Consider the following 12,742-nt stretch of genomic DNA (forward strand, 5'->3'; position numbering starts at 1 on the left):
AAAATGCAGGTTTGAACAAATTCCTAAAGAGTTTATTAACTTATGAAAACATAATTTTTTGTCTTTTGCAGTGGGGGATTTATTGAAATTTAAGAAACTATGATTTATACTTTCATAATTATTATACTAACATAACTATCTGCCAGTCAATAAATTTTATCAAGAAGGAGAGAACATCAATGATAGGTCTTGGGACTATTGTAAACGCTGCTGCCGTGATTGTAGGGTCAATTTTGGGGCTTGTGTTAAAGTTTGGAATCCCAGAAAGGTTCAAATCTACAATTATGCAGGCAATATCGCTATCTGTCATCTTCATTGGGACATCAGGTGTGCTTCAGGGCATATTCAAAGTTTTAAATAGCGGCAGAATTGACAGGCAGTACATAATGCTTATGATATTCTCGCTTGTAATTGGCGGACTTGTGGGCGAGATATTGAAAATTGAAGATTTTTTGGACAGGCTGGGCGAAAGAATAAAAAAGATTGTATCGAAGGTGATAAAATCAGAAAATTCTACATTTACAGAAGGGTTTGTCACAGCAAGCCTTGTGTTCTGTGTTGGTGCAATGGCAATTGTAGGATCTTTGGAAGATGGGCTTAATCGCAATTTTAGCATTCTCTTTGCAAAGTCAATATTAGATGGCGTGACCTCTGTGATATTTTCTGCAACACTGGGAATAGGCGTTATGTTTTCAAGCGTTGTTGTGCTTTTATACCAGGGTTCAATCACACTTCTTGCCGGGCTTTTGAAACCTCTTTTGACAGACACTGTGGTGCTTCAAATGTCAATGGTAGGCTCTGTTTTGATATTTGCAATAGGTCTTAATATGCTTGGAGTATCTAAAATTAAAGTAGGCAATCTTCTCCCTGCAATATTTGTGCCTGCTGTCTGGTATGTGGTTAATTTGCTAATTTGAATTTTTTAAACTTTTTGAAACTGGCATGTCTTTACTGATTATTTTTTAGAAATTTCTCAGGAAGCTGAAGACTTTAGAGAAACTCTTTTAGAAATTTTTAAGATAAGGCTGGTAAGATTGAAAGATTCATAAGTACTAAATCTTTATTTTTAAACTTGAAGAATTTACTTAGAAAATTAAAAAAGTTATCATCTTGACCAATTAAAAAAACATATTCTTGATATAAAACGAGAAAAGGGGTATAATTGTTAATAGAAAAGTGTTTTTTCTCAAGTAAGTTTTGTCGGTAACCGGCATCCGACTAATAAAATGCCGGCTCGTAAGTTTTGTCGGTAACCGGCATCCGACTAATAAAATGCCGGCTCGTAAGTTCTCAAAAAAGAGCCCTCATTGTAGAGGGCTCTTATTCTATATATTCTAAAAAAGGGGAAATAATGCGTGAAACCTCAACTCCACTTTTTTTATATTATAAGCGATAAGTTTTTCGAAGATTTTCCAGACCCATATTTGAAAGAAAATAAAGAAGAAAATAGACCAAATTACTATTGTTTTGAAAGTGAAAATGATGAAATATATTGGATGATACCAGTCAGTTCAAAAATAGAAAAATACAAAAAGATTGTTGAACATTATGAATCTCACGGTCGCAAATGTATAAAGGTATTTATTATTGAGATTGCAGGAAGAGAAATAGCTCTTCTAATTCAAGATATGTTTCCTGTAACTGAAGAATACATAGTTCGTGAATTCACCATTAAAAATATTCCTTTAAAACTTCTCGATACTTCTCAAATAAAAGAAATTGAAAAAAGAGCTAAAAAAGCATTGGCACTACTGAGACAAGGGAAAAAGCTTTTGAAAACTCAGCCAAATGTTTTAGAGATTGAAAAAGCATTAAAACAGAAACTCCTCAACAAAGAAAGGGGCTGAGGTAAAGGACAAAGCCTTTGACCAATCCAGCCCCTTCCAAAATCTATTCAAAAAGGAGGAGTCTCATGTTTGCATCTTTTGTTCTTTTCTCGTTTGCCTTTCTACTTAATATTTAACCCAAAATTTTTTAAAAAAGTATAAAGAAATGTTTAAAAATTTGTAAACAATCTTTTAATAAAAACATGACATATGTCACTACAAAAATTTCTTCAATAGTATATTCTAATTATTGAAAGAAAATATATTTAAATACTTAAGAAGGTGATGGGAAATTATGACTGTGCTTGAAATCAAAAACCTTGTAAAAAGATATGGAAATGTTTTAGCACTTGACAACCTGTCACTGACAATCAAAGAAGGTGAAGTTTTCGGACTTTTGGGACCAAATGGTGCAGGCAAAACTACATTTATAAATTGCATACTGGGACTTACTAACATCGACAGAGGCGAAATTTATATATTCGAAAAACCTTTAAACAAAGCTTTAAAAGAGTTAAAATCACAAATTGGAATTGTACCACAGGAAATTTCGCTCTACAGCAACCTAACTGTGTATGAAAACTTAAGCTTTTTTGGTTCGCTTTATAACCTCTCAGGGAAGCTTTTGAAAGAGAGAATAGAGTTTGCTTTAGAGTTTGTTCAGATGCAGGATAGCATCAAAAAACAGGTCAAAAACCTATCTGGCGGGATGAAAAGAAGAATAAACATTGCAGCAGCTCTTCTTAACAGCCCCAAACTTCTTATTATGGATGAGCCAACTGTTGGAATTGACATATACTCAAGAAAACTAATTTTAGAATCTGTCCAAAAACTTGCGCAAAGCGGCATTACAATAATCTATACAACTCACTACATCGAAGAGGTTGATAGAATTTGTACATCTGTTGCGTTCATAAATAAAGGAACAATCATCGAATATGGCTCAAAAGAATTTTTATTAAAAAAACTGTCAGATACAAATATTATCAGGATAAAATTGAGCAAGATTTTAGATGAGGTTCTGACAAAAATCAAAAACTTAGACGGAGTTGAAAGTGTAGCTTTTACTGGAGATGAACTTACAGTTTCTGTTGAAAAGTCAAAAAATCTTATAAAAGAGATTGTCGAAACTTTGTCTCAGGATGGATGTGAAATACTTTCCATATCTTATGAAAAGCCCACAATGGAAAAGCTCTACTTTGCAGTGATGGGCTATACCATAGATGAAAAAGGAGAGATTGTCCATGAGAGCAGCAGTTAAAGCCTTTTTATATACTTTAAAAGAAAATGCTATGAGCATTCCCCTGCTTTCTATAATGCTAATCTTCCCAATCATCTTGATTTTCATACTTGGAACTGCACTGTCTGGATATTTTAAACAAGTTGATATTCCGAAGATGAATATAATCATTGTTGAAGTAAATCTCAAGCCAAGCATTTATGATACTATTTTAAAATACGATAAAACTTTTACTAAGTTATTCAATGCAGAAGTTTTTGCTTCCAAGTCGGCTGCACTGAAAAAGTTTTCATCCTCTAATAAATACGTTGCTGTTGTGACATTCAAAGAGCATCAAAGGAATAACCATTCAAATTATAGTCCTTTTGGGAATTTTGACATTGAAATTACCTCAAAAGGAGGTTCACAAGAAGCTGGATTTGTCAAAGTGTATTTTAATATTTTTGCAAACTACTACAAATTTGCAAGAAGTATTTATTCACCTTCTGACATACCAAAATCAATAAATTTTGAATCTGCATTTTCGGGTCGCTTCCCAAGAGCTCTTGATTACTATGCTGTTGCAATGGTTGTTATGATGGCACTGTACGGCAGTTTTGGTGGTATTGCAGTAATTGAAGAAGAAAGAAAACAAAATACTCTCATAAGGCTTTTTGCATCACCTAAAAATCCGCAAATTATATTTGTTTCAAAAGCTTTTGCCCAGATGGTATTTTTGTATATTCAGCTTTGCTTAATAGTGCTTTTTTCAAAATACATATACCAAGCAAACTGGGGTGAAAATCTTTGGATTATATTCTTACTTCTTTTTATCTACAGCATCTTTGCTATACTTTTTGGAATTTTTATTGCTCTTATCTCTAAAAACTATATACTCTCAAATGTTATAGTTAGCTCATTTGCTGTAATATCTACCTTTTTGGCAGGAGGATATGTAAGAATTGATATCAGCACAAAATTTTTAAGTTTCCTTAGAGACATTCTACCAAACTGTGCTGTACAGTCTGCATTTTTTACCATAATCTACAATCCAAGTGAAATAACACATGTCAAAAATGTTTTTGTATATCTTTTTCTTCTTTGTTTGATTATTGTTCTTACTAGCATACTTTTAATGAGGAAGGTGAAACTATGGCAGTTTTCAAGATAAATATAAAACGCCTTTTGAAAGACAAATTCAATCTATTTTTGATGATTATACTTCCTTCAATTGCAGTTGCTCTTTCAACCTTTTTTACATTAAGCGTTGAATCTTCTTATAAAATTGGAATTATTACAGACAAAGAAAAAAGCAAGGTTGTAAAACTAATTGAAAAAGAGCTCAAAAAATGTTTTGATGTTAAAACCTTTGACCCTACCAAATCAATTGTAAGCCAGATGGTTCAAAGCGGTATTGACTGTGTTGTTGTTTTAAAGAACAAGTCAGTTGATGATATTATTAATGAAAAACAGAAAAATATAAAAATATATACATTTGGAAAGTCTGAAACTCATGTTATTTTAAAGGAATATCTAAACAGTGTACTCAAAATATTTATTTCTCAAAAGCGAATACACAACTCTTATTTTTTAGAACCTTCAAAGTATATTTTTGAGCATTCTCCAATTGTATTAAATAAAATTTTGCATCAGCAGTCAAAATCTCTTTCAATTGCTTTTGCCTCAGGATTTTTTGTAATGTCTCTGTTTTGGCTTGCACTTAATGCTTCTAATATAATATTAAAAGATTATCAAGAAAGAGTTATTCTGCGAATTTTATGCTCACCAATTTCAAAGCAAAGCTATATTCTGCAATCTATCTTGAGCATATTTTCCATTACATTTTTACAGCTAATCTTTTTTGTGCTGCTATGTTCGTATGCATTTAGACTTACTTTTGGAACTAACATACTTATTGTTATTTCAGTTCTCTCCATTTGTAGCTTTATGTTTGTTGCTTTTGCTGTAATGTTTATAAGCATAGTTAATGACATGAGAAAACTTGCAAGTTTGAATTCAATGGTCGTAACAATAACAATAATGTGCATGCTTGGAGGTTGTTATTGGCCGCTCAGCATTATGCCAAAGTTTCTTCAAAAGATTGCATTGTTTTTCCCAACAACATACGCAGTAAATCTAACAAAGAATGTGCTAACTGGCAAATCCATAGAAAGTATGATGGTTGACATTGCGCAAGTAGCAGCATTTTGTCTGTTTTTTACACTTGTGGGCATAAAGCAGCTTTCTAAAAATGTAATGTCAAAGCTGTGAATTTGTAAAAAGGCACCTTTTTCAGGTGCTTTTACTTTTTTTGAATATTATGTACTCCCCACACCTGAGTTCAAACTCTTCCGGAAAGACAAAAGTTGACAAATCAATCTCAGTAATAATTTTGGGCTTTACTGTACAATATGATAAAATAAATTTTAGCAATAACAACTTTGCGGGAAAAGAAAATGCTTTCATTCATTGTAAGCGCCTATGCTCTTTGGAGTTTATATGAGGATGGCAAGCTTTCCAAAATAGCCATTTTGTTTTTACTTCTCTTTTTGTCATTAGAATTCTTAAAAACTGAATATCTAAAATCCATATACCATACAGCAGTGGCAGCCTTTGCAGAGCTGATAATAATATTTCTTGCTATTTTTCTCTGCGGATGGGAATTCTCTTTTTTAATTTCAATTGCTGTGTGTACATTTTTGCACCATAGAAACAAGTTATCAATTTACTCAATTGCCTCTATACTCTTTATTAGCCTTTTTCTTATCCCTTCAAAGATGGTAAGGGAATATGCTTTTGTCTGCGTTTTTGTTTTTTCTCTAAAATTAGTCACACAGATGCTGAAGGATAGCAAACACAAATACTTAGAAAAAATTGACCACTTAAGACTTTTAAACCTGCAACTAAGCAAGCTAAAAACACAGCTTTTAGAGTCCCAACAGACAATAGAAGGTCTTGCGGCACAAAACCAAAAGATGGAAATAGCAACTTCTTTGCACGACACAGTTGGGCACAACTTGGCAGCGCTGAATATCCAGCTCAATGCCATAAAGAGCTTGCTGGAGAAAAAAGGAGTACTTGAAGATGCTCAAATAAGCCAAATCATATCTTCATGCTTGCAGCAGACTCAAACATCTTACGAAAGTTTGAGAAAGTTTGTCTATTCAATGAAAAACTCTTTTGAAACCAAAGAAAAGTACTTATCTCAATTGATAGAAAATTTTAACTTCTGCAACATAACATTAAACCGCAGCGGAGACATTGAAAACATTCCATCACACGTATTTGAAAATCTAATGGCAATCCTCAAAGAAGCTCTTTTAAACGTGGCAAAACACTCAAATGCTACTCAAGTAGCTGTATCTTTGGAATCAAAACCAGCATATGTACGTCTTGCTGTGCATGACAATGGCAAGAAAAAAGGAGAAATAAAAGAGGGCGTTGGGCTCATGAGCATAAAACTTCGAGCAAAGTCTATGGGCGCAACAGTCAACATTGACAACCATGCTGGATTTTCAATAGTGGTATTTGTCCCATTAAAAAGCAGGAGGGAAGATTACTTTGAAAAAACCTAAGGTCTTAATTGTGGATGATAACCCTGCCGTTTTGGACGGTCTTAAAATCATCCTTGAGCTTGAAAATTTTGAGGTTGTAAGTCTTTGCACCAATGCAAAAGAAGCAATAGAGTTTCTCGAAAAGAAGCATGCTGACGTTGTTCTTATGGATATTAGAATGCCTGTTATGGATGGTATTGAGGGAACTTTTAATATAAAAACCAAATTTCCAAATGTCAAAGTGATAATATTAACAACATTTTGTGAAGAAGATTACATAAAAAAGAGCCTGAGCTTTGGCGCAGATGGGTACATCCTTAAAAGCTCTGATGCAAAGCATATTGTGAATTCTATTTTGTCTGTGCTTGACGGTAAGGTTGTTATGGACAAAGAAATTGCTTTATACATTTCAGATGTATTGAAAAGGACCAGTAAGCAGCTGCTTGAAAAAACACAAAACCTTACTGAAAGAGAGCTTGAAATTGCAAAGCTCATATCACAAGGATACTCAAATAAGGAAATTGCAAGGATGCTATTCATCTCTGAAGGTACAGTAAGAAACTACATAACATCCATTCTTCAAAAGTTAAATCTTAAAAATAGAACCCAAATTGCAGTATACTATCTTACTAAATTTTCTTAATCTCAAAAGTGTAAGACATAGGCATTTGTTAATTAATTAAAAGTATGCGTGAATAAGTGGTCATAAAAAACAAATTGAAACAACTCATTGGCGATATAACCATAGTTTTTGTTTTTGCCTACTTTTTTGTGTTTGCCAGAGTAAAGATGTTATCCAAAAATGTACTTTCGAAGGTGTAAAATAAAGTTTTTTCTTGTGGTAATATTTTAATGTAAAATATCGTAAATTAATCTGCCAACAAATTCTCCAATTTTAAAGGCTAAAAGAGATAATAATCCAAAACCAATAAAAATCAACGATGCCCTTATTATAGGTGGGAATTTCTCCAATTTTGCAATCATCTGTTTTAGCACTTACCAAACCTCCAGTTCTATATCGGAGATGATTAAAGGAAAGTTACAGCAGAAGACAATCTAAATGTATCTAATAAGAATCTTCTCTTTTTCAGGAAATTGACAAAAAGCTTAAAGGAGTTCTAAAACCTCTTCTAAACTTATTCGTGCTTGTTCCAAGATATTTTTTAATGTTCCTCTTGCGACTTCTTAATGCACTGGAACAATTACGATTCTTGTTGGATTTTCTTTTTTTGAGTTTGAGATGACTGCCTTTTTGTGCAACTTCCCAGACTTGCCTGCTTCCTGCAAACCAAGCTTCATTCTTGCTCTGCACTATATACCGGAGTCTGCTATGGGCTTTCGAGCTGTTCTGCATCCTGCCATGGTTTTGAAAAAGTTTAAATTACCTTGAGTTTGTTATAAATAGCGAACATTTGTAGGTATTAAATAAAGAACCTCAGTTAATCAACTCTTTTCTCAGTTCTTTTACCTTTTCTATGTCTAATTCTGTAAGCTCTGCAATGTCTTCATCGCTAAAACCTCTTCTTATCATCTTCTTTGCTACCTCGATTTTCCCTTCAATTTTCCCTTCAATTTTTCCTTCAATTTTTCCCTCATTGAATTTTCTCATCTGTACTTCGTCCAGTAGTTTTGCAACATTAGATACAAACTCTCCCATTTGCCTACTCCCCCCTTGTTTAACTCTTTGTGCAAGTTCGTCGTATTTTTCTTTGTCTTCCTTTGCGAGCCTTGGTCGAATTACATTTCCTGCCCATATTAAGAATCTCTCTGCGTTGTTTTGGCTTAATTTCTCAAGCTTCGGTTCAATCTCTTTCAGTCTTTTTACAAGCTCTTCTGTGTCATCCCTTACCTGTTCTAAGTAAAACACTGCTGGACTCAAGATATCCTCTTCCTCTTGAAGTAAAGTTTTGGCATCTAATTTTGAAATGTTCACAAGAGCATACTTGAAAATATCATCCTTGAAAATATCAAATTCGCTGATTATCTCCTGTGGAACATCCCAGTCCTTCTCAAGACCGTTGTATGTGACTATCGGGATTATTGCTGGAAGTTTCTTTACACCTTCTCTAATCTTCTTTGCCCAGAGCAATATCATGTATCTCAGTAGTCTTTCTGGCATGTCTTCAGCTACTGTTGATTGGTTTTCAATGATAATGTAGAAATATACTTCCCTGTCTTTTAGCCTTGCCTTTGCTATGACATCGGCTCTTTTCTGGTGAAAAGTTTCATCTACAAACTCTTTATCGGCAAGTTCTATCGAGTCTTCTTGAATCTCTTTTGCCCAACTGTAGCCTATTACATCTTTCACGAGGAAGAGAATATCTTTTGGGTGTTCAAACAAAAACTTAAAGGTTGAATCATGTTCCTGCGGTGGTAAATTGCTACTCATTTCTTTACTTCTCCTTCGTTGGCAAACTTTAAAAGCATAAGTGCTTAACTCCTTCCACCTTTATTATACCACACCAAAAAACAATAAACACAGATCTTTGCACCGATAGCTTTTATTCTCTCTCTTTTATAAAGTTATCTCAAAAACACTCACTTGCGTTGTTTTTATTATATACTCACTTTTCTTGTATAGCAATTTAATTCAAAGAAAGTATTCTCAGTACCATAGTATGCGTGTACGTTTATTGGGCGGCTGAATGTACGTTGTGTTGTAATTCAAAATCAAGCCTGACAACCTTCCAGCCTGCTGGTACTGTTAGACCTGTGACCTTTGCAGGTTGTAATTTGTGCTGGATTGTAGATATGTTGTACTGCCCGTTTGAAATTGTAACAGTGCCTTGTGTACTGGAATATAACTCTTGTTGCAATGTTTGGTTCATATTCTTTTATCCACCAGTAACCAATTGATAAGGATTGTCACGGATTTGCACTGTAGCTTACTTTTGTTGCACCATAAGGGTTGCCCGGTACATTTCCCGGCAGCCCATATACTGCTTTCCTGTAGTCTATTGCGTATTCGGTGTTGAGGTAAAAGGTACCATAACCATCTTTAATAATGTACTTTCGTGTTCCTTGTGGTAATACATCTCTTAATACATCATCTCTTGTTATTCCATTATAGCTGTCGAATCCACCTTCATAATAATTGTTTGATACTGCACTATAGTCGATTGCATATACTTTTGCCAAAGGTAAAAACTGAACTACAAGTTCAAATACAAATACCAAGATTAAAAATAAAGCAAAAGGTTTATTTTGACCCTTGCTCTTGAATATTTTCATCCTTGAAAACACCTCCTCAGCAGAATCAGTACGTCCCATCATATAAAGATATCTGAGCTGCTGTTGTTCCTATTGCACCATATCTTCTATTAAAAACTATTCCAACAGAGTCCTCCGAACTAAGAAGCACCAACCTCTTTTCAGTTGTAAGTCTATATTTGCAATACAACAGTTGCCACAGTTCATCTATTCGGTACGTTATTGTCTTGCCTGTATGGTAGTAGAGAACACAGTATAAACCGTCAGGTTCATATCCCCTTGCTTTTTTAAACTTATAATTATATCCATAATCATCGATAGTATCATTTTTAAATGTCAGTTCATCAAACACAACTCTTTTGCTCTCATCAAATATCTTTGTTATCATGTCAACTGCTTCTGCTCTTGTTAAAAGCCTGCCTACATTGAATCTTATATCAGGCATGTTCATCACAGGTGGGTATTTTGGAATACCTGTCCATACATCAGCAATCGGTTTGAAGTTTTTATAAACGTTCTTAAATATGTTTACATCAACATTAGCTTCTGGCTGGATAATACCCAAATCAGCAAGTCTGAGTACTGCTTCCTGATATAATGCTGGTATTTTGTTAAAGTCAGAGCAAATGTATTTAAACCTTGTCCAGTCAAGTGGGAACTTTCTTGGCAGTTTCATAAGCCATCTGTTAAGTGCTTCATTTGTCACAGGATTGAGTTCTGCTGTCCACTGCCAGTCATCTATGTTTGTGCTCTTGTATTTGCCAAATTCAAGATAACTCAAAAATATTTGAAAGTACCTTGGCTTGGTAAACCATATACCATCTGGTGGAAAATCAAATTTGTAAGTAAAAAACGTATAGCAACCAGACCAATATGCTAGCTTATCATTTCTTTTTGGTTCGTAATATAACTTGTAAAGTTCTCTGTTTTGAACAGTTGAGACAAACTCTTTATCTGTTATTGTTGAAAAACCACCCAGTAGACTATGATGCCCCAGCACCCACACCTGAGCTTTTAACCTTTCTGCTGGCAGGTCAAACTTGACTTTGTTAGGGTTCTCTTTCATAAATCTCTGCAGAACCTTCCACCAATCAAGCGGCAAAAAGTAACCTTTGAGTCTGTTCCATACATGCACTGTCTTAACTGTCCCATCCCTGTAATACTTGTCAATCACAACAAGGTCATATGCCATTACAGCGTATTTTGAATTAAAATGCGCCCAAGGGCTATCATCCCATTCTGGTGGAGTCCATGCAACATAAGCACCTCTGAAATTGTGAGTTACATCTTCTCCTAACCAGAACGTGTAGTCTACTGGAGACAGTACAACAGTCTTGACCGGTATGTTCTTATCCTTAAGCTCCGGCACTGCATTTATCAGCTTCCACACAATGTAGCTTGCCTGTGCTCTTGTAAGTGGCTTGTCTTGTTTGACCTCACCCGGTATCAAGCCCATAGAAACTGCCTTTCCCCAGTAGTCCAGAGGTTTATCCGGCTTTACCTTTGCTCCCATCAAGAGCGATGTTACAAACTCACCTGCTGTGATGTAGTCTATCTTAGCTGCTGCTGTTTTGACTGCCTGTGTAAGCGACCCTGCCTGTGCTACTGGGTAGGAAAAGGTTAAAAGCAAACCAAGGATGAGTAAAAAACTCAAAAGTTTTCTCATAGCTCTATCAACTCCTTTTTGCTAAAGTTTTTTCTCATTATAGTTATACCATGATTTCGAAATTTGCTACACAGAATTTTGCCTGCCAAAAAACAGAAAGCCACGGCAAGGTTTTCCCTGCAAACCTGTACCGTGGCTAACCTCCCTTCTGATTTACTCGTTTCCGTTTTACATGCGTAAAAAAATTTGACACTCTGTGTTACAACCTGAAAAATGTATTTTAGGAATAACCACTTCTACTCTGATTTCAATAGCATATCAACTATTTTTTCAGGTTTTTTAGCTTTACTCCAGTAATATTACACTATTTTTTAACACCTCAAAAATTTTAAACTTCGTATAAAAAATTAAAAAGTACACTTTTTTACTAAATCTAAAGAAAAAATTTTAAAATTTGCCCCATTTTTTACCATACTTCTTTTCTATTTTCTTAGCCAGCCACTCAAAATATTCGGCATAAAACGGGTTCTCTTTTCTCTTTTCTTTTATATGTTCTTCTAAATCTCTATATAACTTCAACACCTGAGTTCCCGAAGCACTTTCAAAAATCCAGAGATAGGAAGGTATCTTTTTTTAACCATTAAACCCCAAAAATGAAAATATGAACATACAACTGAGGCATTTAAATCATCTGGACCAATTTTTTCTCCATTTTTCACTTTATCATAAATGTATTTCCTTCTTTCTTTCATTTCTGCAGTATCACCTTGAGAAAAATATTCCTTTACAGCTTCCAAGGATGATATTCTAAAACTTGCAACGCCTATTATTATACCACCAATACCAGAAATAATAGCAATGATATTAACTATCGCCTGCAAAACCTGATTGTTTGAAACTAATATTTCAGCCAAATTTTTCACAAAATTTAAATTGAAAACAATTAACATAAGTAAAAGTACACTTATGAAAATTACTAATGTTCTGAGATAATATTTTTTCATCTGCTTGCCCACCTTACTATTTAAACCAAGACTTACCTATTGGTAGTTCCATGTTTTTTATATGTAAAACACAATACCTTTGATATACAACTTTTGTAATTTTTTAAATAGACTCAAAGTCATAAACTTGTGAATTGTCTTGAGCTGGGTTAATATAACGCACAAATTCCTTCACAGCTTCTATTCTTTTTACTAAGCAAGGATGAGTAGAAAAGAGTTCTGAAAAATTCATCCAAAAACTTTTATCCTCTCTTGCTTCTTTTAAAAGCTTATCAATATCAATTCTATTATACAAATCCTTGCCGGCTGCAAGTAAAATCAAA

Annotated in this window: 15 protein-coding genes; 7 read left to right on the top strand and 8 right to left on the bottom strand. The window is 34.1% G+C overall.

Going from position 1 to position 12,742, the window contains the following annotated elements:
• Positions 1 to 179 precede the first annotated feature (179 nt).
• The 7 genes from ATHE_RS13240 to ATHE_RS13270 all read left to right on the top strand — a co-directional run bounded on the left by ATHE_RS13240 (position 180) and on the right by ATHE_RS13270 (position 7,242).
• Positions 180 to 917: a DUF554 domain-containing protein gene (locus ATHE_RS13240; protein ID WP_015908933.1), complete on the top strand. Its 738-nt coding sequence runs from the start codon at positions 180 to 182 to the stop codon at positions 915 to 917.
• A 438-nt stretch (positions 918 to 1,355) separates the two neighbouring features.
• Positions 1,356 to 1,847, top strand: coding sequence for a type III toxin-antitoxin system CptIN family toxin (gene cptIN / locus ATHE_RS13245; protein WP_015908934.1), 492 nt, complete (start codon positions 1,356 to 1,358; stop codon positions 1,845 to 1,847).
• A gap of 274 nt (positions 1,848 to 2,121) precedes the next feature.
• Positions 2,122 to 3,087 (top strand): ABC transporter ATP-binding protein, encoded by a 966-nt coding sequence (locus tag ATHE_RS13250; RefSeq protein WP_011916100.1) that lies wholly within the window; start codon positions 2,122 to 2,124, stop codon positions 3,085 to 3,087.
• Complete coding sequence (locus tag ATHE_RS13255; RefSeq protein ID WP_015908935.1) at positions 3,071 to 4,216, top strand: ABC transporter permease; 1,146 nt, start codon at positions 3,071 to 3,073, stop codon at positions 4,214 to 4,216. Before ATHE_RS13250 ends, ATHE_RS13255 begins: the two co-directional genes overlap by 17 nt.
• Positions 4,198 to 5,316, top strand: coding sequence for an ABC transporter permease (locus tag ATHE_RS13260; RefSeq protein ID WP_015908936.1), 1,119 nt, complete (start codon positions 4,198 to 4,200; stop codon positions 5,314 to 5,316). Before ATHE_RS13255 ends, ATHE_RS13260 begins: the two co-directional genes overlap by 19 nt.
• Positions 5,317 to 5,501: 185 nt before the next feature.
• Positions 5,502 to 6,620: a sensor histidine kinase gene (locus tag ATHE_RS13265; protein WP_015908937.1), complete on the top strand. Its 1,119-nt coding sequence runs from the start codon at positions 5,502 to 5,504 to the stop codon at positions 6,618 to 6,620.
• A complete protein-coding gene (locus ATHE_RS13270; protein ID WP_015908938.1) occupies positions 6,607 to 7,242 on the top strand; it encodes a response regulator transcription factor in 636 nt (211 codons plus the stop codon). The genes ATHE_RS13265 and ATHE_RS13270 overlap by 14 nt, the downstream gene beginning before the upstream one ends.
• Before the next feature lie 206 nt (positions 7,243 to 7,448).
• On the opposite strand, the gene ATHE_RS14845 is transcribed toward ATHE_RS13270, so the two are convergent.
• From ATHE_RS14845 to ATHE_RS13300, 8 genes are all read right to left on the bottom strand, one after another.
• Positions 7,449 to 7,595, bottom strand: a complete 147-nt coding sequence (locus tag ATHE_RS14845) for a hypothetical protein (protein WP_015908939.1) — start codon at positions 7,593 to 7,595, stop codon at positions 7,449 to 7,451.
• A 439-nt stretch (positions 7,596 to 8,034) separates the two neighbouring features.
• A complete protein-coding gene (locus ATHE_RS13275) occupies positions 8,035 to 8,988 on the bottom strand; it encodes an Rpn family recombination-promoting nuclease/putative transposase (protein ID WP_015908941.1) in 954 nt (317 codons plus the stop codon).
• Between the two features lie 241 nt (positions 8,989 to 9,229).
• Entirely contained in the window at positions 9,230 to 9,427 is a 198-nt protein-coding gene (locus ATHE_RS13280) for a hypothetical protein (RefSeq protein ID WP_015908942.1), read from the bottom strand.
• 37 nt (positions 9,428 to 9,464) lie between these two features.
• The gene (locus ATHE_RS13285) at positions 9,465 to 9,830 is read right to left on the bottom strand and encodes a hypothetical protein (RefSeq protein ID WP_015908943.1); all 366 of its coding nucleotides are present in this window, start codon (positions 9,828 to 9,830) and stop codon (positions 9,465 to 9,467) included.
• Positions 9,831 to 9,855: 25 nt separating this feature from the next.
• Entirely contained in the window at positions 9,856 to 11,475 is a 1,620-nt protein-coding gene (locus ATHE_RS13290) for a hypothetical protein (RefSeq protein WP_015908944.1), read from the bottom strand.
• Positions 11,476 to 11,862: 387 nt separating this feature from the next.
• On the bottom strand, positions 11,863 to 11,994 hold the full coding sequence (locus ATHE_RS15180; RefSeq protein ID WP_256861283.1) for a hypothetical protein: 132 nt from the start codon (positions 11,992 to 11,994) through the stop codon (positions 11,863 to 11,865).
• The gene (locus tag ATHE_RS13295) at positions 11,991 to 12,419 is read right to left on the bottom strand and encodes a hypothetical protein (protein WP_015908946.1); all 429 of its coding nucleotides are present in this window, start codon (positions 12,417 to 12,419) and stop codon (positions 11,991 to 11,993) included. The genes ATHE_RS15180 and ATHE_RS13295 overlap by 4 nt, the downstream gene beginning before the upstream one ends.
• A gap of 103 nt (positions 12,420 to 12,522) precedes the next feature.
• Complete coding sequence (locus ATHE_RS13300) at positions 12,523 to 12,741, bottom strand: M48 family metalloprotease (protein WP_015908947.1); 219 nt, start codon at positions 12,739 to 12,741, stop codon at positions 12,523 to 12,525.
• Position 12,742 lies beyond the last annotated feature (1 nt).

The sequence above is a fragment of the Caldicellulosiruptor bescii DSM 6725 genome, assembly GCF_000022325.1.
GTDB classification, from domain to species: Bacteria; Bacillota; Thermoanaerobacteria; order Caldicellulosiruptorales; family Caldicellulosiruptoraceae; genus Caldicellulosiruptor; species Caldicellulosiruptor bescii.